The organism is Kosakonia oryzae (assembly GCF_001658025.2).
Classification (GTDB): Bacteria; Pseudomonadota; Gammaproteobacteria; order Enterobacterales; family Enterobacteriaceae; genus Kosakonia; species Kosakonia oryzae.
In genome coordinates this window covers 1-22,990 of sequence record NZ_CP014007.2, presented here as the reverse complement: position 1 = coordinate 22,990, position 22,990 = coordinate 1, and the positions used below count along the sequence as shown (strand labels likewise).

The window sequence follows — 22,990 nt, the reverse complement described above, 5'->3', positions numbered from 1 at the left end:
GTGGTTCTGTCATCTGGCTGTGCTAGATTTCTCCGGAATTAAGGCTTTATCGCAGCCATATATTCTTTAATCTTCCATTTTTTAAAAGTAATCATCGACATGAAAAGGCAGAGAAACGTCAATTTGTTATTGATGCTGGTGCTTCTGGTGGCTGTCGGGCAGATGGCGCAAACCATCTATATCCCGGCGATAGCGGATATGGCGCTCACCCTGAATGTTCGCGAAGGCGTGGTACAAAGCGTTATGGCAGCGTATCTGCTGACTTACGGCGTCTCCCAGCTCTTCTATGGCCCGCTGGCAGACAGAGTCGGTCGCCGCCCGGTGATCCTTGCCGGGATGAGCATCTTTTTGCTGGCAACACTGATCGCCATTACCACGCACAGCCTGTCGATATTAATTCTGGCCAGCGCCTTACAGGGCATCGGCACCGGCGTGGGCGGCGTGATGGCGCGCACGCTGCCGCGCGATCTGTATGCCGGTACGGAACTGCGTCACGCTAACAGTTTGTTGAATATGGGGATTTTGGTTAGCCCGCTGCTTGCGCCGCTGATCGGCGGTGTGCTGAATACGCTGTTTAACTGGCGCGCCTGTTTTATCTTTTTGCTGGTGCTGTGCCTGGTCGTCACCTGGAGTATGGCGCGCTGGATGCCGGAAACCCGGCCCAAAGACGCGCCGCGCATCCGCCTGCTGGCCAGCTACAAAACCCTGTTCGGCAATGGCGCATTTAATTGTTATCTGCTGATGCTGATTGGCGGTCTGGCCGGAATTGCGGTCTTTGAAGCCAGCTCGGGCGTGTTGATGGGCGGCGTGCTGGGCCTGAACAGCATGACGGTCAGCGTCCTGTTTATTCTGCCGGTGCCAGCGGCCTTTTTCGGCGCGTGGTTTGCCGGGCGGCAGAACAAGCGCTTTACCTCGTTGATGTGGCAGTCGGTGATCTGCTGCCTGGCGGCCGGTCTGATGATGTGGATCCCGGGCATTGTCGGGGTGATGAATATCTGGACGCTGATCGTGCCCGCCGCGCTGTTTTTCTTCGGCGCCGGGATGCTGTTCCCGCTGGCGACCAGCGGCGCGATGGAGCCATTCCCATTTCTGGCGGGCACCGCGGGCGCGCTGGTTGGCGGGTTGCAGAACATCGGATCCGGCGGCCTGGCGTGGCTCTCTTCACAGTTGCCGCAGAACGGCCAGTTTAGCCTTGGGATGCTGATGACGCTGGCGGGGCTTTTAATTCTGTTGTGCTGGCTGCCGCTGGCGACGCGTTTTTCTCGCCATGAACCGGTGATTTAACCTCATGATGGCCCGGCCTCGCGTCGGGCTTGTCGCACTCCGGCGCAATCATCATTTTCAGTAACGGCTCCGGCCCTGGCCGCCATGCGCCCTCTTCCCCGTCATAAAATTGCGTATCGGTATTGATAGCATAAGGAATTTTTACCTTATTCAGTTCGCAGGCCATAAACCGGGCGAAAGCCATTTGCGATTCGGTGGGCGCGTTTTTAATGGATTCGCCTACCGCCCAGCCGCCAACCCAGCTGGCATGCCCGGATTTCTGCTGCCAGCGCACCGCCGTATTAATCCGCGCGCGGATGGTGGCTTTTTCCGCCGCCGTGCCCGATGTCCACGGATATTTACCGTTATTTTTCAGCGGCCCCCACGGGAAAATGTGCCACTCAGCCAACAAATAGTTCTGGCTGTGCGGCGGCAGTTTCAGCGAGGAGAGATCTTCCGGCGCGGCGCGCATACGCGGGGCAATAAAAATCATGCGTTGAGCGTCGACATCATGCAGGGTGCGCACGACATTTTCATAAGCGCGATTCAGGGCAGGCAAATCGCGGTTAAGTTTGTCAGCCGGTTCATAAATCACATCAAAACCGAGCATCGGGTGCCCGGTACCGAAAAAGTTCGCTACCGTTGACCACCACGCCACCAGCTGCGCTTCGTTTTTGGCATCCGGATCGGCTTTGAAGCTGTCTGCCTGATAGGCAATTATCGGAATCACCCCATACTGTTCGCAGGCCTCCACCAGTTTACGCAGGTGGATAAGCCGCGCTTCCGTCATATTATCGGCAACGCGAATGCGCACATGACGGATACCGGCGTCGTAGAAATCACGCACAATCAGCGGGTCGAACTCGCGGATACCCCGATCGGTACGCGCCCAGTCGACATCCATCCCCACCCCCAGCTTTTGCGCATATTGCGCCGCCGTCAGCGGAGTATCAGCGGCAAACGCAGAGGTTCCCGCTAACAGCATAACAACTGCAATCAGTGGTTTTAACACAGTTGACCTTGTGAAAATCAGGGATGAATACATGTATTTAGCATGCTTGCGTTTACACGTGTAGCAGCAATACGTAATAAATTCTCAAAACCGCGGCCCACTTGCACCGTTGGCCGATTCCTGTTTTCTTTAACGCTCCGATTCTTACGAAAATGAACCGATGAAAAACGCCGACATTCAGAAACTCATCCAGCAGTTTCCGCTTATAGAGCAGTTGATCGCGCTGAAAGAAACGCAGTGGTTTAACCCTAATAGTACCTCCGTTGCCCGGGCTTTGCCGCATGTTGGCCTGACACAACAGGATGTTAGCGAAGCCCACGCGCGGCTTGCCCGCTTCGCGCCGTTTATCGCTCAGGCTTTCCCGGAAACGGCGGCAAGCGGCGGCATGATTGAATCTGACGTGGTTCCGATCCCGGCAATGCAGCGCCGTCTCGGCCCGGATATCATCGGCGAGCTGTGGCTGAAAAAAGACAGCCATTTGCCGATTTCCGGTTCTATTAAAGCGCGCGGCGGCATTTATGAAGTGCTGACCCACGCGGAAAAACTGGCTTGTGCGGCCGGATTACTGACGCCAGATGACGATTACAGCAAACTACTGTTGCCTGAGTTTGCCCGTTTCTTCAGCCAGTACAGCATCGCCGTTGGCTCGACGGGAAATCTGGGGTTATCGATTGGGATTATCAGCGCGCGGCTCGGTTTTCGCGTCACGGTGCATATGTCGGCCGATGCCCGGGCATGGAAAAAAGCGCTACTGCGCAGCCACGGCGTAAACGTGGTGGAGTATGCCGAAGATTACGGCGTGGCCGTTGAACAAGGGCGCAAAGCGGCGGCAGCGGATGCGAACTGCTTTTTCATTGATGATGAGAACTCCCGCACCCTTTTTCTGGGCTATGCCGTCGCCGGACAGCGCCTGAAAGATCAGTTCACGCAGCTTGGCAAAGTGGTGGATAACGCGCATCCGCTGTTTGTCTATCTGCCGTGCGGCGTCGGCGGCGGTCCTGGTGGTGTCGCCTTTGGTCTGAAGCTGGCATTCGGCGGCGCGGTACACTGCATTTTTGCCGAACCGACGCATTCTCCCTGTATGTTACTGGGCGTGTATACCGGGCTGCATGACGGCATTGCGGTGCAGGATCTGGGGATTGATAACCAGACGGCGGCCGATGGTCTGGCGGTCGGGCGCGCTTCCGGCTTTGTCGGACGGGCAATGGAGCGCCTGCTGGACGGCTTCTACACCGTTGATGACAACACGCTTTTCCAGCAGCTCGGCTGGCTGGCGCAGGAAGAGGGCATTCAACTGGAGCCATCGGCGCTGGCGGGAATGTCCGGGCCGCAGCGAATTTGCAGCGACAGCGGCTATCATCAACTGCACGGCTTTAGCCCGGAACAACTGGCGCAAGCCACCCATCTGGTATGGGCCACCGGCGGCGGAATGGTGCCCGCCGATGAGATGGCGCACTATCTGGCGCAAGCTCGCTAAATCAGCCGCTCTGGCGTAGCCAGGCCATCAGCTCAACAGGGGAGCGCCGTTGGCGCAGCAGATCGCGCATCACGCGCATATGCGGCGCGCTGTGGCTAAAAAAGTGGTGATAACCGTGACACAGCGCGCTTCTTCCCTCGACGATGCGGTGCTTCGGGCAGTCGCCCCGGCAAAAACGCAGCATGTCACAACGCAGGCAGGCTTCGCTGAGGCTGGCTTTTTTACTCTGCCCGAAAGCGGCAGCTTCGTGGCTGGCGTTGAGGGTTTTAATCGGAATCTGATGCAGATTGCCCAGCCGGTAATCCGGGGCGACATAGTGATCGCACTGGTAGAGATCGCCGTTCGCCTCCAGCGCAAAAGCGTGGCCGCAAGTCTCGCCAAAGCTGCACATTTGCGACGGATAGCCGCTCCAGACGCCGAGCGTGGAGTCAAATAACTGCACGTAAACGCGGCCAATATCTTCCCGCGCCCATATGTCGAATATCGTGGTAAGAAAGTTTCCCCAGGCTTCGCCGCTGACTGATTCGGCAGACAAGCGCCCCTGCGCGTCCTGCTCCACCAACGGAATAAACTGCAAAAACGGCGTTCCGAGCGCGCGTAAATAGCGATACAGGCGTTGCGGCTGCTGGCTATTGAGATTATTGACGACGCACAGCAGGTTGTACTCGACCTGATGTTTATTCAGTGTCGCAATGGCAGTAAGCACTTTCGCATGTGATGGTTTGCCGCTGCGGTTCACACGGTAAGCATCATGCAAATCCGCCGGGCCATCGATGGAAACGCCTACCAGCCAGCCGTGGTCGTGAAAAAAGCGGCACCACTCCTCATTCAGCAGAAGGCCATTCGTCTGGAAGGCATTTTCAATACGTTTGCCGTTGGCATGCTTTTTTTGCAGGGCGGCAACGCGCTGAAAGAATTCCAGCCCGCAGAGCGTCGGTTCGCCGCCCTGCCAGGCAAACGGCACTTTTTCGCCCGGCTGGGCGTCGATCTGCTGGCGAATAAATGCCTCCAGCGTGGTGTCATCCATAACATTTTGCTGCGGTTTTTCGAGGTAAAAACAGTAGCGGCAGTTAAGGTTGCAGCGTGAACTGGCGGGCTTAGCCATAACGTGGCAGCCTGGCATGCAAACATCCTCACAAGATAAGAATAAGCTGACGGATATGCGTTACAGCAAACAGTAATGCGAGGGAAAGCACCGCGAGGGAGATCAATAATTTGTCACGTATTGCGCCGGGCAAGGCGAAATCGCTTTTATTGACGTCCATTAAGATACGCTTATGGGTGTAGCGCCAGAGCAGTAACGCGGCCAACGCCAGAATGATGAGCGAGATCCAGAAAGGCATGCCCGAATGTTGCCAGTTATGCCTGACCGCCAGCGCCATCAGCGCGCCGTAGCCGAACAGCGTGCGCAACCATGCCAGCGATGTTCGTTCCGGTTGCAGGCCAGGATCCGTTTCGCGCCGGGCTTTGCGGTTATCCGGCATAGAACACCAGCACCATCACCACCAGCGCAACCACCAGCAGCGCCACGCTTATTACCATCAGCACGCGGGTATAGGGCAGATCTTCTTTCAGGCGCATCGCTTTTTCATTGCGCAGCCAGCGCAGATAGCCATAGAGCGCCAGCGCGCCGGAGAAGAGACACAGCAGCAGCGCCAGCACTTCACGGATCAGCGGCGTAGCGAACTGCGGCGCTAACTGGTCCAGCCCAACGCCCGCCGCGAGAAACCCCAGAGCGGTGCGGATCCAGGCAAGAAAAGTGCGCTCATTCGCCAGCGAGAAGCGGTAGTCCGGCGCTTCACCGACGCGGGAAATTTTCATCTGTTCTCCTTCCACGTTGATAACCCTGCCGGCATTGCCCTTTCTTGCAGCGGTAAAGGGAAAACCGATCCGGCTTGGCCTTCAAAGTAGCGGATAAACTGACGCTTTTCGACTCTTTCACGCAATGGAAAGCCGGCACCCTGAAGGTGCCGGACAGGAGAATTAATGCAGCGGCGGCCAGTACGCTTTGTTCGCTTCCAGCAGATCGTCGAGAATCGCTTTCGCCACCGTCGCGCTGGGCACAGTTTTCGACAGCGTAATCGCCTGCCACAACTTCTGGTAGGAGCGCTGTTCCCAGGCATCGACCACCAGTTTTTCCACCGCCACTTGCTGGCTCATCAACCCTTTCTGGAAATGCGGAATATCACCGACCGTCAGCGGTTCCGGGCCGTTTTTCCCCACCAGACAAGGAATTTCTACCATCGCATCGGCATCAAAATTATGAATAGCGCCATTGTTCGGCACGATCAGCAGCATGCGGGCCTGGGTGTTAAAGGCGATGGCGGTAGCCAGATCGACGATGTAAGAAGCATGTTCGTCGATTTCCAGTTCACCGGCGGAAGATTTCCCGGCGGCAATAATCGCCTGGCAGGCGCCAAACACCTGCTTCTCACGATGATCCATCACCTCATTGGCGCGCGTACGTTCCGGGTTACTGTGAGCAACCACGTAATCCGGGAATAAATAATACTTCAGATAAGTGTTTGGCATGGTATCCGGGTCGAGCGCCTGCACATCTTTCGCTTTGGCGAACGTATCGTTCCAGCTTGCTTCAGTGTGCGCGTTATCCGCAGGCGGAACATAGCCGTGTTTCGCCACATATTCGCGCAATTTCGGCATTAGATCGTTACCGTTCAGATCTTCAATCGATGTCCACCAGCCGAAGTGGTTAAGCCCGTAGTAGCGTACCCGCATCTCTTTGCGGTCTTTCAGACCGACGATTTGCGCCATCCGTCCTTCAATGCCGATAGGCATATCGCAGATGTTAAGAATTTTGGCCTGCGGGCGCAGGCGACGCGTGGCTTCTGCGACGATTGCTGCCGGGTTGGAGTAGTTAAGCATCCACGCATTGGGCGAATATTTTTCCATATAATCAACCAGCTCCAGCACGCCGCCGATAGAACGCATACCGTAGGCAATACCGCCAGGCCCGCAGGTTTCCTGGCCTAATACACCGTGGCGCAGCGGGATTTTTTCATCTTTTTCACGCATCGGGTATTTGCCGACGCGGATATGCGCCATCACAAAATCGACGTCGGTAAAGGCTTTTTGCGGGTCGGTGGTGTAGCTGAATTCAATCTCCGGTGCCTGCTCCTGCAGGATAATTTTGCAGGCTTCGGCGATGGTTTCCTGGCGCGCGCCATCGTTGTCATAGAATTTCAGCGCCCGCAGCGGGAAGCGATCGCGGTTAGCCAGCAACATCAAAACGATACCGGGAGTAAAGGTGCTACCGCCGCCGGCGATAACCACTGAAAACTGTTTCATGATACTGCCTCCGTCATGGTGGATGGTTCATTGGTCAAAGGGGTTTTCATCAGGGATTCAAGCTGGTCGCGCAGCAGGGGAACATGCAGGCCGACAATCACCTGGATGGCGTTGCCGCGTCGCACGACACCGTGCGCGCCCAGCGCTTTAAAGACGTCGTCGCTTTGGGTTTTCGCCGTATCGACCAGCGTGATGCGCAGCCGCGTCGCGCAGTTGTTGACGCTTTCGATGTTTGCTGCACCGCCCAGCGCCTGCAAAAATCCGGCGGCCTGGCCCAGCGAGTCTTTCGCTGCCGCCGTGGTTTGTCCGTGCGCCGCTTTGTAATCGGCCTTGCTATAGAGTTTGATTTCACTCTCTTCCCGGCCGGGCGTTTTCAGGTTTAAGACAGTGATCAGCGTGCGGAAAACGACGAAATAGAGCGCGGTAAAACAGAGGCCGATAGCAATCTGGGTGAAAACCGTCGCGGCATGGTTATGGAACATTGGGATCCAGTTTTGCGGCAGGAACTGGTCGAGCAGCCCGCCGCCCATATTGCCCACCACGCCGAAGCTATACATTACCGTCGCCATCGTCGCTGCCAGTACAGCGTGAACGGCAAACAGCAGCGGGGAGATAAACAGGAAGGTGAATTCCAGCGGTTCGGTGATACCCACCAGTATGGCCGTCAGCGTTGCAGGGATCAGCAGACCCGCGACTTTGACGCGGTTTTCCGGCGCGGCGGTATACCACATCGCCAGCGCGATACCGATGGAACCAAACACTTTCGCGTTACCGTGCAGTGCAAAGCCACCTTCCGGGAACAGGACTTTCAGCGGCTCGGTGCTCTGGCTGAATGCCTGTAGATGTTGCGCCCAGTACATCTGAATACCGCCTTCCACCGCCGCCGGGCCGAAGATAAAGGGACCGTAGACAAAGTGGTGCAGCCCGGTCGGGATCAGGATGCGTTCCAGGAAAGTGTAAATCCACACGCCCAGCGCCCCAGCAGAGCGCAGAAAAGCCTGCAATGATTCAATGCCAAGCTGCACTTTCGGCCAGCCCAACAGCGTCAGCCAGGCGCAGGGGATCATCACCAGGAAGGCGATAATTACCACAAACGAGGTGCCCTGGAAGATGCCAAGAAAGACGGGCAGCGGTTTGTCGAAAAAGCGGTTATGGATGGCGGTGACAATGCCGGAAATCGCAATCGCCCCGATAATGCTGGTGTCGAGGGTTTTGATCCCGGCAATCAGCGCAAGACCGCTGCCCGCCGTGGGTTCAATGCTGAAATCGACGCCAAAAAAGTGACCCCAGGTCATTCCCATGGCGTTAATGAAGTAATTCCAGGTCAGAAAACTGATCAGCACCGCCAGGCAAGCTCGCCCTTGCGCCTGTTTTGCCAGACCAATAGGTAAACCGACGGCGAAAATGAGCGGCATATTGCGAAACACCGCCCAACCGCCCTCTTCAATGATATGGACACATTGCGCAAACAGATTGTCGGGTGCGGTTAAGGTTGCGCCGACAAACAGGGGATTACCCAGCATGATGGCAATACCCACCACCATACCGGCAAACGGGAAGAGCAGTACCGGTGTGAACATGGCACCGCCGAAACGTTGTATTTGACTGAGCATCATAGAATCCTCATGTAACAACTTGTAGGGGGTAGAGGCCTTGTAGGTTTTTTGTGGGCCTGTGAGCAGCATAAGAAGCCGCCGCCGCGCCAACATGGCGCGCCGCTGCGATTCGTGATCGCTTTCATGGTTTTATTTCATGCGCTCAGGTCTACTTTTCAGGAAAAACATGGACATATTCAGAGGCAATGCTCCCGCTGACGGGGGCAGAGAGGTCTACAGGTGATCTACAAATCTATCGCCGAGCGATTACGCCTGCGGCTCAATTCATCGGATTACAATATCGGCAGCCCGTTACCGGGCGAAAAGGCGCTGGCGCTGGAGTTTGGCGTGGCGCGAATGACGATTCGCAAGGCGGTTGATCTGCTGGTGGGTTGGGGATTAGTGGTTCGCCGTCACGGCAGCGGGACATTTGTCGCACGCAAAGATGTTCATCATGAAACCACCAATCTGACCGGGCTGGTAGAAGTGCTGCGCCGACAGGGCAAAGAGGTACAGAGTCAGGTTTTGCAGTTCGAAGTGATGCCCGCTCCGCCAGCCATTGCCAGCCAGTTGCGCATACACATTAACGAACGGATCTACTTCTCGCGGCGGGTTCGTTACGTGGAGGGAAAACCGCTGATGCTGGAAGACAGCTATATGCCGGTGAAGCTGTTCCGTTCGCTGTCATTGGGGCATCTGGAGGGGTCGAAATTCGATTATATCGAGAAGGAATGCGGCATCACCATCAGTGGTAACTACGAGAGCCTGACACCGGTGCTGGCCGATAAACAGGTGGCCAGCTTGCTGAACGTGGCGGAACAAACGCCGCTGCTGCGTATTACTTCACTCTCCTACAGCGACAGCGGCGAATTTCTTAACTACTCAGTGATGTTCCGCAACACCAGCGAGTATCAGGTGGATTACCATCTGCGCCGTATTCATACCGACACGCTATTAACCCATCCCCCAGAACAGTACGGCCAGAAGTTGTGGGGTGATAATACGTAAAAACATCACCAGCGGATAAACCGTCGCATACGAGAGTGCCGCCGCGCCGCTGGTGGCATGCAGGCCGTTGGCAAACGCCAGCGCTGGCGGATCGGTCATCGACCCGGCCAACATGCCGCAGAGGGTCAGATAGTTCATCTTCGCCAGCATTCGCGCCAGCAAACCGACGGTGATCAGCGGAATTGCGGTGATAAAGATGCCATAACACATCCATTTCACTCCATCGCCCTGGGTCAGCGTGGCGATAAAGTCACCGCCGGATTTCAGCCCCACCACCGACAGGAACAACACAATTCCCAGCTCACGCAGTGCCAGGTTCGCACTGGGCGGCATAAACCAGTACAGCTTGCCGATCGTACCAATTCGCCCAAGGATCAGCGCCATAATCAGCGGTCCGCCCGCGAGCCCCAGCTTCAGCGCTGCCGGAAACCCTGGTATATACAACGGCAGCGATCCCAGCAGAACACCAAGCCCAATGCCAATAAACACCGGCAGCATTTGTACCTGCTGCAACTTGTGCTGCGCATTGCCGACCTCGTTAGTCACCGCTTCGATTGCCGTCGGACGCCCGACAAGATTAAGGATATCGCCGAATTGCAGGCTGGCGTCGCTGCTGGCAACCAGCTCCACACCAGCGCGGTTCAGGCGGGAAATCACGACGTCGTAGCGCTCCTTGAAGCGCAGATCGCGGATTTTTTTTCCCAGAACTTTTTCGTTGGTCACCACCACGCGTTCGACGCGCAAATCTGTGCCGCGCGTCGACAAAGAGGTATCAACTTCTTTGCCGATCACCAACTGCGCGTTATGTAAATCCTTCGGAAGCCCTACCAGATGCAACAAATCGCCGGACTGAATCAGCGTGCCCGGCGAGGGCACCATCAGTAAATCATTCCGTTTGAGACGCGAGCAGATGATTTTGTCGCTATTGAGAATGGGGACATCCTGAATCGCCATATTATTGAGATTCGGATTTTCCACGCGGATATTGATGGTGCGGATCAGTGAAGTGCCATGGCTGAGTGTTGCGTCGTGCTGTCGCGCCTCTTCATCGACATTAACGCGAAATAACACGCGCAACAGCCACATACTGAACAAAATGCCGCAAATACCAAACGGATATGCCATGGCGTAGCTCATCCCCATCTGGTCGAGCAGCGGGCCAGGAATGCCTAAATCACGCAGGATTTGCTGCCCTGCGCCAAGCGCTGGCGTATTGGTGACCGCACCGGAAAAAATCCCCAGCACCACCGGCAGCGGAATGGCAAAAAGTTTATACAGAATGGTGGTGACAAGACCACCGAGAACAACGATTAAAACAGCGAACAGATTCAGGCGCAGGCCAGAAACGCGTAAAGAAGCGAAGAACCCCGGTCCCACCTGGATGCCGATGGTATAAACAAACAGGATCAGGCCAAATTCCTGCACAAAAAGCAGTATCTGACCGCTTATAGCGATACCCAATTTATCTATAAGGTGGCCGACAATTATCCCTCCAAACAGCACACCACCAATACCAAAACCCACGCCGCGTATCTTCACGTTGCCGATCCACAACCCGACAACGGCTACCAGCGCCAGTACGCTTACCGTTAACGCAATATCACTCATGATCTTTTCCCTGTACATGATGACTGCAAGGAAGTTTGGCAGAACACGTAATAGCTGTATAGGTTACACCCTATAAAGTGTATGGGATTTCTTTGCTTCAGAATGTGGCGCAGATTGCACCAGCAGAAAACGATTGCCCTGAACAAAAGCCCCCCTTGTGACGACACAGGCGGAAAAAACCGTGCGCCTGCTAAGCATTCCGGGAATGTCAGAGACAACAAAAGGTTATGGCATAGTTAATGCAATAGCCCACTTTTGTTAAAAACAGGGGGCGACATGACAAATACAACACTGACTCACGTAGTGGTTACCAGCCAGAAAAAGTGGAGCCAGTTAGCTCTGGGTTTGCTGTGTATGATCTCCATCTCCAGCCCGCAATATGTCTGGGCGCTGTTTACGCGACCCTTTATGGCAAAGCTGAACGTTCCGCTGGCGGAAATTCAGCTCACTTTTTCCCTGCTGATCATTTTGCAAACCTTCTTCTCGCCTTTTCAGGGGCGTTTAATCGATAAGTTTGGCCCGCGCAGATTGATTGCCGTTGGTACTGTGCTGAGCGGCGTAAGCTGGATGCTGACCTCAACCGTCAGCAGCCTGGGCGAACTTTATCTCTATTACGGTGTGCTGGGCGGCCTTGGCACCGGGATTGTGTACATCGGTGTGGTGGGTCTGATGGTGCGCTGGTTCCCGGAAAAACGCGGATTTGCCACAGGGATGGTGGCGGCGGGCTACGGCATGGGCGCGATTCTGACCACTTTTCCGGTCACACAATCGCTGGCCGCGAAAGGGCTGGAAAACACGCTCTGGCAGTTCGGGCTGGTAATGGCGGTCATTGGTTTTATCGCCAGCCAGGGGCTACGCGCGCCGCAGACGCTCAACACCCAGGAGATCAATAGCAGCCTGGCGATGAGTGATAAGAGTTTTTCCCCTGGCGAGATGCTACGCAAACCGCTGTTCTGGCTGATGTTTGTCATGATGACCATGATGTCCACATCCGGCCTGATGGTCACGTCACAGATGGCGATTTTCGCCGAAGATTTTGGTATTACCGCGGTGACCGTAATGGGCGTGGCAGCGCTGCCGCTGGCGATGACCATCGACCGCTTTATGAACGGGCTGACGCGCCCGGTGTGCGGTTATATTTCTGACCGCATCGGTCGCGAAAATATGATGTTTATCGCTTTTGGTCTGGAAGGCTGCGCGATGGCGCTGTGGTTGTTGTGCAAAGACGATCCGCTGCTGTTTGTTCTGCTCTCCGGGGTGGTTTTTTTCGGCTGGGGCGAGATTTTTTCACTTTTCCCTGCCACGCTCACCGATACCTTCGGTACGCAGCATGCAACGACGAACTACGGCTGGCTCTATATTTCGCAGGGGATTGGTTCCATCTTTGGCGGACCGCTGGCGGCGCTGATGTATCAACAAACGGGAAGCTGGAATCTGGTGTTTGGCTGCGCCATCACGCTTGATATTCTCTGCGCGCTGTTGGCCTTTTTCGTGCTCAAACCCTGGCGGCAGCGTTTTTTGCAGCGCGTTCGCGCATAAACAATAAAGGCTCCGCATGCGGAGCCTTTTGTTCTGTAGCCGTTAGCTATTTAACGCAGGGCGATTGCTGATGGCAATGCGTTGCGGCGCTGCGCTTTCCGGCACGTTCCGCAGCAGATCGATATGCAACAAACCGTTGGTAAAGGTCGCGCCGGAAACTTCCATAAAGTCGGCCAGCGTAAAGCTCAGGCTGAACGGCTGTATCACCAGCCCCTGATGTAACCATTTTGGCTCGTTGGCCGGTTTTTCCGGCGTGCCTTTAATGGTCAGGCGGTTATTTTCCAGCTGAATATCCAGCTCTTCCTGGCGGAAACCGGCCAGCGCAAGGGTGATGCGGTAGTGGTTATCGTCGCCTTTCTCAATGTTGTAAGGAGGGAAAGACTGTTGTTCAGCGGTGCTTTGCAGGGCGTTAGCCAGTTTGTCGAAGCCAATCCACTGACGAAGAATCGGGGATAAATCATAGTTACGCATGAGTGTTTCTCCTTCTAAGAAGCGAGTGAGTACCTGCGAGCACAATGGCTCACATATGCCCCCTGTCGGCGAGCATGTCGGGACCAGGCCGCCAATGGCGACCCGGAACAATTAGTTAATTTCGATGCGACGCGGTTTTTTCTCTTCCGGGATCACGCGTTCCAGATCGATATAGAGCAGGCCGTTCACCAGGTTGGCGCCATTGACGTGAATATTTTCCGCCAGCTGGAATTTGCGTTCGAAGTTGCGCTCGGCAATGCCCTGATAGAGGTAAGTACGCTCTTTTTGCTCGTCACTGTGGGAGCCTTTCACCACCAGCAGGTTGTCCTGCGCGGTGATTTCCAGTTCGCTCTCAGCGAAACCGGCCACAGCAATGGCGATGCGGTAGTGGTTTTCATCCACTAATTCAACGTTGTACGGAGGGTAACCGCCATTGCTCTGGTTCTGGTTGTTTTCCAGCAGATTAAACAGGCGGTCAAAACCAATAGCTGAACGATAAAGCGGGGAGAGATCGAAATTACGCATACTTAAAAGCTCCTGAAATCAGCGAGATTTTTCCATGCCTTCCACAAGGGACAGGCCGTTACCGTAACCTAGCACCCTTCCGGCGTGTTTTTGTGGTTACATTCCTAAAATAGGGCTGACGGGTCAGATTTCAAGGGCAGAACACCGACTTTTTTTTGCACTTTCTGGCGCAATGCATAGACTGGGATCACAGCACAAAAGGACAAAGTGCGAGTACCGCCACAGAGCGGAACCCGAATGCTATCTCTTTCCCAAAAGGGAGGCTATAACCGCCTGAGTAGCATTCAAACGACAAACAACGATGATTAATCGATGATGAAAACAACGCTTATAGTTTCTGTTTTGCTCTACGGAATGATGTTGTCAGGTTGCTCAAGCGTCATGTCGCATACGGGCGGCAAAGAAGGGGTTTATCCTGGAACGCGCGCCAGTTCGGCCATGCTTTCCGATGATGATACTGGTATTGGCACCAAATCGCTGGTGGTGCTGGATATGCCTTTTACCGCCGTCATGGATACCTTACTGCTGCCGTGGGATCTCTTCCGCAAGGATGATTCCATCAAATCGCGGGTTGAAAAGAGCGAACAGGCAAACCTGGCAACCAACTCAGTGATCCCGCCAGCGCCCATGCCGGCTCCCTGATTTATAGTCCGGTTTCTGTCATCCAAAGTTGGCGGAAACCCTCCACCTCTTCCATCCAGGCGATCAGCTTCCCGTCCGGTGAAAACACCACGGCATCGGCAGAAGGCGGATTTGCGTGATCGGATGTCAAAAAGGTGATGTTGCCGCTCCCGGCATCGCATAGCGCAATGCGGTTTTCCAGTACAAATCCCAGCGCACTGCCAGAGGGATGCCAGTTAAATGCCGACTGGATACCGCTGGCGGTAAAGGTTAACTGGCGCGGTTCACCGCCGTCCGGGCTTATCAACCACAACTGCACGATACCGCGCTCATCACGCATCAGAAATGCAATCTGTGTGGCCTGCGAATTGCTGCGTACCCAGTGGCGCGGCACGTTCACTAAGCCAGGATAACGGCGTTGGTGCGTGAATGTCAGACGTTTTTGCACCACGCCTTTTGGCGGCGCAGGCAGGGTTTGTTCGCTGCCTGCCAACGGCGCATCACCTGCGGTTTTCCAGCCTTGTTCATCGCCAGGCAGCGCAACGATAAACAACTCCGGCACTTTTTCACCACCAGCCGAAAGCGTATCGCCAATGAACGCCAGCCTGTCATTGCCAACCCATCCCTCTTCGTAAGCACGATTAATATCGTTGCTGCCCGGCACGGGCGTGGATGTTGTACGACTGATCAGTACGCACCAATGGCTGCCGCCATATTCACGCGGATGGGTGCAGGGCGGCGTTACCGGACCAAACGGCACCGCAACGCCGACGTTACGTAGATCTTTTGCCGGAGAAAGCGCATGCATAACGTGGTCGTTATAGGTAAAGCTGACGTTTTCACCGTTCGGGCTGAACACATGCACGTGCGTACCGCCGCGCAATGCGCCCGGCGTGTAAGGCGCGGTGATATCCAGCGCATCCAGATTCCGCGTCACTCCCTTTTCCGTAATAACGCCCCGGCGATGGTGAAAATCATACTGCCAGTTGTCGTCAGGGTTTTCCGGGCCATGGATAAAAACATATTTTTCCGCTTGTGGGCTGACCGTCACCACGCCGACATGCGCGCCGTCCCTTGCGGTATACAGCACTTCAACCTCACCGCTGTGCACATTGACACGCTCAATGGTTTTCCCGGTAAACGATGCACCGGAAGGGCGAACATCGAAAACCAGCCACTGGCTGTCTGGTGTCCAGCTATGAATATTGGTCAGTTGATGGTGACGCGCAGCGAAGGTGAGTTGTTTCATTAGCGGATAGACCCGGAAGCGGAGTAAGCGCTTCAGAGTAATGGATCCGTGGGAAAATGACTACGATTCGGAAGGCTACAGGCAAGAGCAATGCGCTCCTGCCTGCGAGAATCGCTTAGTTCAGGGCAAATTTCTCGATGGCGTAAGCAACGCCGTCTTCAAGGTTGGATTTGGTGACAAAGTTCGCGATTTCTTTCACAGATGGAATGGCGTTATCCATCGCCACACCCATGCCGGCATATTCGATCATTGCGATGTCATTTTCCTGATCGCCAATCGCCATGATCTCGTCCTGCTTGATATTCAGCGCCTCGGCAAGGGATTTCACACCGGTGCCTTTATTGACGCGTTTATCCAGAATTTCGAGGAAGTACGGCGCACTTTTCAGCACGGTATACTTCTCTTTCACTTCCTGCGGGATGCGGGCAATAGCCTGATCGAGAATAACGGGATCATCAATCATCATCACTTTGAGGAACTGCGTTGCGGGATCCATCTTTTCCGCCTCGCAGAACACCAGCGGAATCGTTGCCACGTAAGATTCGTGCACCGTGTAGTAGCTAATGTCCCGGTTTGCGGTGTAAAGCGTATTGCGATCAAGGGCGTGGAAATGGGAACCGACTTCGCGGGAGAGTTTCTCCAGATAGCGGTAATCATCATAGCTCAACGTCGTTTGCGCCACCGTACTGCCGTCGCTGGCGTTCTGTACCAAAGCACCGTTGTAAGTGATGCAATAATCACCTTCCCGCTCCATATGCAGCTCTTTCATGTAGCTGTGAACGCCTGCATACGGTCGGCCCGTGGTCAGCACCACGTTAATACCGCGCTCGCGCGCAGCGGCGATAGCATTTTTAACAGCGGGAGAGATGGTGTGATCGGGCAGCAGCAGCGTGCCGTCCATATCGATTGCAATAAGTTTTATAGCCATGAGATCCCCTGATGAGATTTTTCAGGACCCATGCTAACGCGATTCCGCTCAAAAAACAGCAGCGCAACGGGGTTAAAAGGGGGATAGAAAGGGGAACCGGGATTCCCCTTTTGCGCGATAAAACGGAGGATTTAGCCTCCAGGCCTGATAAGCACAGCGCCATCAGGCGCTTGTCGCCGGCTGGATCTGCGTTTACCCGGCCTATAATTTGGCCCGCGAGCCGTTAAATATCGATATTTGCCGCTTTCAGGGCGTTCTCTTCGATAAACGCGCGACGCGGCTCAACGGCATCGCCCATCAGCGTAGTGAACAGCTGGTCAGCCGCGATAGCATCTTTCACAGTGACGCGCAGCATGCGACGGCTTTCCGGATCCATGGTGGTTTCCCACAACTGTTCCGGGTTCATTTCGCCCAGACCTTTATAACGCTGGATAGCGAGACCGCGACGGGACTCTTTCACCAGCCAGTCCAGCGCCTGCTCAAAGCTGGCGACCGGCTGACGGCGCTCACCGCGTTCGATAAAGGCGTCTTCTTCAATCAGGCCGCGCAGTTTTTCACCCAGCGTGCACAGACGACGGTATTCGCCACCGGTAACAAACTCATGATCCAGCGGATAGTCGGTATCGACGCCGTGCGTACGTACGCGGATGATCGGCTCGAAGTGACTCAGCGCGCTGTTTTCACGCACATCAAACTTCCACTGGCTGCCGTGCTGTTCGTTCTCATTCAGCTCGGTAACCAGCGCGTTCACCCAACGGGTTACTTTCTGTTCGTCGGAAAGATCGGCTTCCGTCAGCGTCGGCTGATATACCAGCTCTTTCAGCAGTGTACGCGGGAAGCGGCGCTCCATTCGACCGATCATTTTCTGTGTTGCGTTATACTCGGCAACCAGTTTTTCCAGCGGCTCTCCGGCCAGAGCTGGCGCGCTGGCGTTGGCGTGTAGCGTTGCGCCGTCCAGCGCGATGGCGATTTGATACTGATCCATCGCATCGTCATCTTTAATGTATTGTTCCTGTTTGCCTTTCTTCACTTTGTACAGCGGCGGCTGAGCGATGTAGACGTGACCACGCTCAACGATTTCCGGCATCTGACGGTAGAAGAAGGTCAACAGCAGCGTACGGATGTGCGAGCCATCGACATCCGCATCGGTCATGATGATGATGCTGTGATAGCGCAGTTTGTCCGGGTTGTACTCGTCGCGGCCAATACCGCAGCCCAGCGCGGTGATAAGCGTCGCCACTTCCTGCGAAGAGAGCATCTTGTCGAAGCGTGCTTTCTCAACGTTGAGGATCTTACCTTTCAGCGGCAGAATCGCCTGGTTCTTACGGTTACGGCCCTGCTTCGCAGAACCGCCCGCCGAGTCCCCTTCCACTAAGTAGAGTTCGGACAGCGCCGGGTCACGCTCCTGGCAATCCGCCAGTTTACCCGGCAGACCGGCCAGATCCAGCGCGCCTTTACGGCGGGTCATTTCACGGGCTTTACGCGCAGCTTCACGGGCGCGCGCCGCATCAATAATCTTGCCAACCACGATTTTTGCGTCGGACGGGTTTTCCAGCAGGTACTCAGCCAACAGTTCGTTCATCTGCTGTTCAACTGCCGTTTTCACCTCCGAGGAGACCAGTTTGTCTTTGGTCTGCGAGGAGAATTTCGGGTCTGGCACTTTTACCGAAACCACAGCAATCAGGCCTTCGCGAGCGTCGTCGCCGGTGGCGCTGACTTTGGCTTTCTTACTGTAGCCTTCTTTATCCATGTAGGCATTCAGCGTACGAGTCATCGCCGCGCGGAAGCCTGCAAGGTGAGTACCGCCGTCGCGCTGCGGAATGTTGTTGGTAAAGCAGTAGATATTTTCCTGGAAGCCGTCGTTCCACTGCAACGCCACTTCCACACCGATACCGTCTTTTTCGGTAGAGAAGTAGAAAATGTTCGGGTGGATCGGCGTTTTATTCTTGTTGAGATATTCAACAAACGCCTTGATGCCACCTTCATAGTGGAAATGGTCTTCTTTGCCGTCGCGCTTGTCGCGCAGACGAATAGAAACGCCGGAGTTGAGGAAGGACAACTCACGCAGGCGTTTCGCCAGAATTTCATATTCGAATTCGGTGACGTTGGTGAAGGTTTCATAGCTTGGCCAGAAACGCACCATCGTACCGGTCGATTCGGTTTCACCGGTGACCGCCAGTGGAGCCTGCGGCACGCCGTGCTCATAAATCTGACGGTGGACTTTGTTGTCACGCTGGATCACCAGCTCCAGTTTCTGCGACAAAGCGTTAACCACGGAAACACCTACACCGTGCAGACCGCCGGAAACTTTATAGGAGTTATCATCGAACTTACCGCCTGCGTGCAGAACGGTCATGATCACTTCCGCTGCGGAAACGCCCTCTTCCGGGTGAATACCGGTCGGGATACCACGGCCGTCATCCTGTACAGAGACAGAGTTATCGCTGTGGATAGTGACGACAATGTCTTTACAGTACCCTGCGAGCGCTTCGTCGATAGCGTTATCTACCACCTCGAATACCATATGGTGCAGACCGGTGCCGTCATCCGTATCGCCGATATACATACCAGGGCGCTTACGCACCGCATCCAGCCCTTTCAGGACTTTGATACTGGAGGAGTCATAAGAATTCGACATCAACGTTTCTCGCTCATTTAATCTTGGGTTAATCCGTTATTTTACCCTTTTCCACGGTGAACATCTTCGAATTTTTGTCCGACATGTCCATTACGTGCTCGGCGCTGATCGCGCTGACAAAAACCTGTGACTGCGTGGCTTTTAACCGGCTGGCTAACAGGCCACGCTTCTCGTCATCAAGTTCGGAGGCAAAATCATCTATCAGGTATAAACAGCGTCGTCCGCTTTCACGCGTTAAAAACTCACCCTGCGCCAGACGCAGCGCGCACATCAGGAGTTTTAACTGCCCGCGAGACAGCGTATCTTCAACCGGCGCACCGTCCGCCCTGATGCGGAAATCCGCTTTATGCGGACCGTGAGCGGTGTAAGTCAGCATGCGGTCGCGCTCAAAATTGCGCTCCAGCACCTCACTGTAATCAGTCTCCTTTTCCCACCCGCGCTGAAATGAAAAGGTGAGGGAGAACTCCGGTAAAAACTGGCGGCAGGTATCTGCCATATCTTCCGCAATGGCGGCGCTGTATTCCGCACGCCAGCGGCTTAGCTGCTCCGCCAGCGGGATCAGCTCTTTGTCCCACGGACGAAGCTGCGCATAGTGGCTCACCTGGCGCAATGCGGCGTTGCGCTGCTTCAGCAGGCGCTTGAGATTGCTCCAGGCGGTAAAAAAACCGCTCTCATTGTGGAAACAACCCCAATCAAGGAATGCTCTTCGATATTTGGGGCCGCCATTGAGTAAAGTAAACCCCTCAGGGGTAATGAGCTGCATCGGCATCAGCAGAGCCAGTTCAGCCACTTTGTGACCGTCGGTGCCGTCAATGCGCACCTTGCTGTCGCCGAGCTTATCTTTGGTCAAACCAATCGAGGTTTCGCGCTCTTCGCCCTGCAATCGCCCATGTAAAACAAACGATTCCTGCTCATGACGAATCACGCGGCCGATTTGCAAACTGCGAAACGCCCGGCCATGACCGAGCGTGTAAATGGCTTCCAGCACGCTGGTTTTACCGCTGCCGTTGGCGCCGACGAGGAAATTAAAGCCGGGAGATAACGCGAGATCCGCATTCTCGATGTTACGGAAATCTTTGATCAGTAATCGCGTCAGAGACATAGTTCAGTACTTCAGTCCAGGGGCGTGAGTGTCGCAGCCAGTTCGTCTACCGCCAGCGCGCAGAAAGCGGAGCGTACACGAAGTACGTGAGCATTTCGAGCACTGCCGGGAGGCGAAATGGCAAGTAAACCAGCCCCTTTAAACACTAAAGACGCATTGGCATGACGACATAGGCTGCGCTTTGACTGGCCGCATCTTCAATCTGCACGCTGGACACTGAATCCGTCAGCAGAATACGCACGTTCTCACATTTCAGCGCATTCAGGACGTCCAGCACATAGCTGACGTTAAAGCCGATTTCCATTTCGCTGCCAGCGTAGGTGACATCGAGAAACTCTTCGGCTTCTTCCTGCTCCGGGTTGTTGGCGGTGATTTTGATCTGGTTCTCACTGACATACAGACGCACACCACGGAACTTCTCGTTGGAGAGGATCGCCGCACGGGCAAACGCCTGCTTGAGCGAATCGCAACCCGCTTCCAGCGTTTTGTCCGGGTTCTTCGGCAATACGCGACGATAATCCGGAAAACGGCCATCAACCAGCTTGGAAGTAAAGATGAAATCACCGACGTGCGCACGGATATTATTGCTGCCAATTTGCACGCGCAGCGGCGTATCGCCACCATCGAGCATACGCATCAACTCAATCACGCCTTTACGCGGCACGATCACCGAATGGTTCGGCAGCGATTCGCCAATCGGCATTGAACAGACCGCCAGACGGTGGCCGTCAGTGGCCACGGTACGCAGCTCTTCGCCTTCGGTTTCAAACAGCATGCCGTTTAAGTAGTAACGTACATCCTGATGCGCCATGGAGAACTGGGTCGCTTCGATCAGGCGCTTCATTGTGGCCTGCGGCAGCGTGAACTCCACTTCGCTTTGCCAGTCGTCCAGATTCGGGAAGTCCGCAGCGGGCAGCGTGGATAACGAGAAACGGCTGCGCCCGGAACGGATCAGCATACGCTCGCCTTCCAGCTGCACGGCGATTTCCGCACCTTCCGGCAGACCGCGACAGATGTCGAAGAATTTACGCGCCGGTACCGTGGTTGCGCCCTGTTCATGCGGCTGAACCAGCGCAACGCGCGCTACCATCTCCATTTCAAGATCGGTGCCGGTCAGCGACAGTGCGCCTTCAGTAACCTGAAGCAGCAGATTACCGAGAATAGGCAACGTCGGGCGACCGCCCAATGGGCCGCTAACCTGTTGCAGCGGCTTTAATAAATGTTCACGTTCAACGGTAAATTTCATAGCGTCACGAAGATAATGTTCTGATTAAATTGGAAAAATCTTCTTTGATATCATGGCTTTCTTCACGCAACTGCTCAATCTTACGGCAGGCATGCAGCACGGTAGTATGGTCGCGACCACCAAAAGCATCACCGATTTCCGGCAGGCTATGGTTAGTCAGCTCCTTTGCCAGCGCCATCGCCATCTGGCGCGGACGGGCTACCGAACGGGATCGACGCTTCGAGAGAAGATCCGCAACCTTGATCTTGTAGTACTCGGCCACTGTCTTTTGAATATTGTCGATGGTGACCAGTTTTTCCTGTAGCGCCAGCAGATCGCGCAACGCTTCACGGACAAAATCGATGGTGATCGCACGACCAGTGAAATTGGCATTGGCAATCACGCGGTTCAGCGCCCCTTCCAGCTCACGCACGTTCGAGCGTAGGCGCTTGGCAATAAAGAAAGCCACTTCGCCCGGCAGACGAATATCGTTTTCATCTGCTTTTTTCATCAGGATCGCAACGCGGGTTTCCAGTTCCGGTGGCTCGATCGCTACCGTTAAACCCCAGCCAAAGCGGGATTTTAAACGATCCTCAACGCCGTTGATCTCTTTCGGATAGCGATCCGATGTGAGGATGATCTGCTGATTGCCTTCCAGCAGCGCGTTAAAGGTGTGGAAAAACTCTTCCTGGGATCGTTCTTTATTGGCAAAGAATTGAATATCGTCAATCAGCAGGGCATCAACGGAGCGGTAGTAGCGTTTAAACTCTTCGATCGCATTGTTTTGCAGGGCTTTTACCATGTCCTGGACAAAGCGCTCGGAGTGCATATACACCACTTTGGCATTCGGCTTTCGCGCCACAATGCCGTTACCCACCGCATGCAGCAGGTGCGTTTTACCCAGACCTGTACCGCCATATAAAAACAGCGGGTTATAGGCGCCGCCGGGGTTATCCGCAACCTGGCGAGCCGCCGCGCGGGCCAGCTGGTTGGATTTACCTTCGACGAAGTTATCAAAGGTATGTTTCACATTAACGTTGGAACGGTAGGTCGGCTCTGCCGGCGCAGGAACATTGTCCCAGCCTGGACGCGCCGCTGGCGCTGCGCGCTGAACGACGACCTGCGCCGCCTGAGCGGGCGCAGAGACTGTCGCAGGTTCTTTCAGCGACTGGCTGACCGGACGGGAACCCACCTCAAAACGCAGCTGTGGGGCATCCGGGCCGCAGAACTCATTCAGCAGCCCATTGATATTATTAAGATATTTATCTCTTACCCAATCGAGCACAAAACGGTTTGGCGCGTACAGTGCCAGCGTGTTATCGCTCAGTTCCGCCTGCAATGGGCGTATCCACATACTAAATTCTGTGGCTGGTAACTCATCCTGCAATCGGGCAAGACACTGCTGCCAAAGCGAAAGTGACAC

General features: G+C 55.0%; 20 protein-coding genes. 5 read left to right on the top strand and 15 right to left on the bottom strand.

The features are described from left to right. Window positions 1-99 precede the first annotated feature (99 nt). Window positions 100-1,284: a multidrug efflux MFS transporter EmrD gene (gene emrD / locus AWR26_RS00100; protein WP_064562561.1), complete on the top strand. Its 1,185-nt coding sequence runs from the start codon at window positions 100-102 to the stop codon at window positions 1,282-1,284. On the opposite strand, the gene AWR26_RS00095 is transcribed toward emrD, so the two are convergent. After that, on the bottom strand, window positions 1,187-2,275 hold the full coding sequence (locus AWR26_RS00095) for a cellulase family glycosylhydrolase (protein WP_064562556.1): 1,089 nt from the start codon (window positions 2,273-2,275) through the stop codon (window positions 1,187-1,189). The two genes, emrD and AWR26_RS00095, sit on opposite strands and share 98 nt — an antisense overlap. Window positions 2,276-2,435: 160 nt before the next feature. Here AWR26_RS00095 and AWR26_RS00090 point away from each other — a divergent pair, with 160 nt between their 5' ends. Next, window positions 2,436-3,752: a D-serine ammonia-lyase gene (locus tag AWR26_RS00090; protein WP_064562554.1), complete on the top strand. Its 1,317-nt coding sequence runs from the start codon at window positions 2,436-2,438 to the stop codon at window positions 3,750-3,752. A 1-nt stretch (window position 3,753) separates the two neighbouring features. Here AWR26_RS00090 and AWR26_RS00085 read toward each other — a convergent pair whose 3' ends face one another. From AWR26_RS00085 to AWR26_RS00065, 5 genes are all read right to left on the bottom strand, one after another. Next, window positions 3,754-4,857, bottom strand: a complete 1,104-nt coding sequence (locus AWR26_RS00085; RefSeq protein WP_064568926.1) for an anaerobic sulfatase maturase — start codon at window positions 4,855-4,857, stop codon at window positions 3,754-3,756. A 28-nt stretch (window positions 4,858-4,885) separates the two neighbouring features. Next, complete coding sequence (locus AWR26_RS00080) at window positions 4,886-5,236, bottom strand: DUF202 domain-containing protein (RefSeq protein WP_007369412.1); 351 nt, start codon at window positions 5,234-5,236, stop codon at window positions 4,886-4,888. Then, window positions 5,226-5,573, bottom strand: a complete 348-nt coding sequence (locus AWR26_RS00075; RefSeq protein WP_064562552.1) for a YidH family protein — start codon at window positions 5,571-5,573, stop codon at window positions 5,226-5,228. The genes AWR26_RS00080 and AWR26_RS00075 overlap by 11 nt, the downstream gene beginning before the upstream one ends. Before the next feature lie 162 nt (window positions 5,574-5,735). Further along, window positions 5,736-7,058 (bottom strand): 6-phospho-alpha-glucosidase, encoded by a 1,323-nt coding sequence (locus AWR26_RS00070; RefSeq protein WP_064562550.1) that lies wholly within the window; start codon window positions 7,056-7,058, stop codon window positions 5,736-5,738. Next, the gene (locus AWR26_RS00065; RefSeq protein WP_064568925.1) at window positions 7,055-8,671 is read right to left on the bottom strand and encodes an alpha-glucoside-specific PTS transporter subunit IIBC; all 1,617 of its coding nucleotides are present in this window, start codon (window positions 8,669-8,671) and stop codon (window positions 7,055-7,057) included. The genes AWR26_RS00070 and AWR26_RS00065 overlap by 4 nt, the downstream gene beginning before the upstream one ends. A 222-nt stretch (window positions 8,672-8,893) precedes the next feature. On the opposite strand from AWR26_RS00065, the gene AWR26_RS00060 reads away from it, so the two are divergent. Then, on the top strand, window positions 8,894-9,661 hold the full coding sequence (locus tag AWR26_RS00060; protein WP_064562548.1) for a GntR family transcriptional regulator: 768 nt from the start codon (window positions 8,894-8,896) through the stop codon (window positions 9,659-9,661). Here the strand turns inward: AWR26_RS00060 and AWR26_RS00055 are convergent. Beyond that, a complete protein-coding gene (locus AWR26_RS00055) occupies window positions 9,608-11,269 on the bottom strand; it encodes a putative transporter (protein WP_064562546.1) in 1,662 nt (553 codons plus the stop codon). The two genes, AWR26_RS00060 and AWR26_RS00055, sit on opposite strands and share 54 nt — an antisense overlap. A 276-nt stretch (window positions 11,270-11,545) precedes the next feature. On the opposite strand from AWR26_RS00055, the gene oxlT reads away from it, so the two are divergent. Beyond that, window positions 11,546-12,808: an oxalate/formate MFS antiporter gene (gene oxlT, locus AWR26_RS00050; RefSeq protein WP_064562544.1), complete on the top strand. Its 1,263-nt coding sequence runs from the start codon at window positions 11,546-11,548 to the stop codon at window positions 12,806-12,808. Window positions 12,809-12,850: 42 nt separating this feature from the next. Here oxlT and ibpB read toward each other — a convergent pair whose 3' ends face one another. Then, complete coding sequence (gene ibpB, locus AWR26_RS00045; protein WP_064562540.1) at window positions 12,851-13,279, bottom strand: small heat shock chaperone IbpB; 429 nt, start codon at window positions 13,277-13,279, stop codon at window positions 12,851-12,853. Between the two features lie 111 nt (window positions 13,280-13,390). Then, window positions 13,391-13,804, bottom strand: a complete 414-nt coding sequence (ibpA, locus tag AWR26_RS00040) for a small heat shock chaperone IbpA (RefSeq protein WP_007369404.1) — start codon at window positions 13,802-13,804, stop codon at window positions 13,391-13,393. Window positions 13,805-14,116: 312 nt separating this feature from the next. Here ibpA and AWR26_RS00035 point away from each other — a divergent pair, with 312 nt between their 5' ends. Further along, entirely contained in the window at window positions 14,117-14,446 is a 330-nt protein-coding gene (locus tag AWR26_RS00035; protein WP_043956006.1) for a YceK/YidQ family lipoprotein, read from the top strand. A 1-nt stretch (window position 14,447) separates the two neighbouring features. On the opposite strand, the gene AWR26_RS00030 is transcribed toward AWR26_RS00035, so the two are convergent. The 6 genes from AWR26_RS00030 to dnaA form a co-directional block, all read right to left on the bottom strand. Then, window positions 14,448-15,674: a DUF3748 domain-containing protein gene (locus AWR26_RS00030; protein ID WP_064562538.1), complete on the bottom strand. Its 1,227-nt coding sequence runs from the start codon at window positions 15,672-15,674 to the stop codon at window positions 14,448-14,450. A 115-nt stretch (window positions 15,675-15,789) separates the two neighbouring features. Beyond that, complete coding sequence (gene yidA / locus AWR26_RS00025; RefSeq protein WP_064562536.1) at window positions 15,790-16,602, bottom strand: sugar-phosphatase; 813 nt, start codon at window positions 16,600-16,602, stop codon at window positions 15,790-15,792. 223 nt (window positions 16,603-16,825) lie between these two features. Next, complete coding sequence (gene gyrB, locus AWR26_RS00020) at window positions 16,826-19,240, bottom strand: DNA topoisomerase (ATP-hydrolyzing) subunit B (protein WP_064562529.1); 2,415 nt, start codon at window positions 19,238-19,240, stop codon at window positions 16,826-16,828. Between the two features lie 28 nt (window positions 19,241-19,268). Further along, window positions 19,269-20,342 (bottom strand): DNA replication/repair protein RecF, encoded by a 1,074-nt coding sequence (gene recF, locus AWR26_RS00015; RefSeq protein ID WP_007369399.1) that lies wholly within the window; start codon window positions 20,340-20,342, stop codon window positions 19,269-19,271. A 145-nt stretch (window positions 20,343-20,487) separates the two neighbouring features. Further along, entirely contained in the window at window positions 20,488-21,588 is a 1,101-nt protein-coding gene (dnaN, locus tag AWR26_RS00010) for a DNA polymerase III subunit beta (protein WP_007369398.1), read from the bottom strand. A gap of 4 nt (window positions 21,589-21,592) precedes the next feature. Further along, complete coding sequence (gene dnaA / locus AWR26_RS00005) at window positions 21,593-22,990, bottom strand: chromosomal replication initiator protein DnaA (protein WP_043956000.1); 1,398 nt, start codon at window positions 22,988-22,990, stop codon at window positions 21,593-21,595.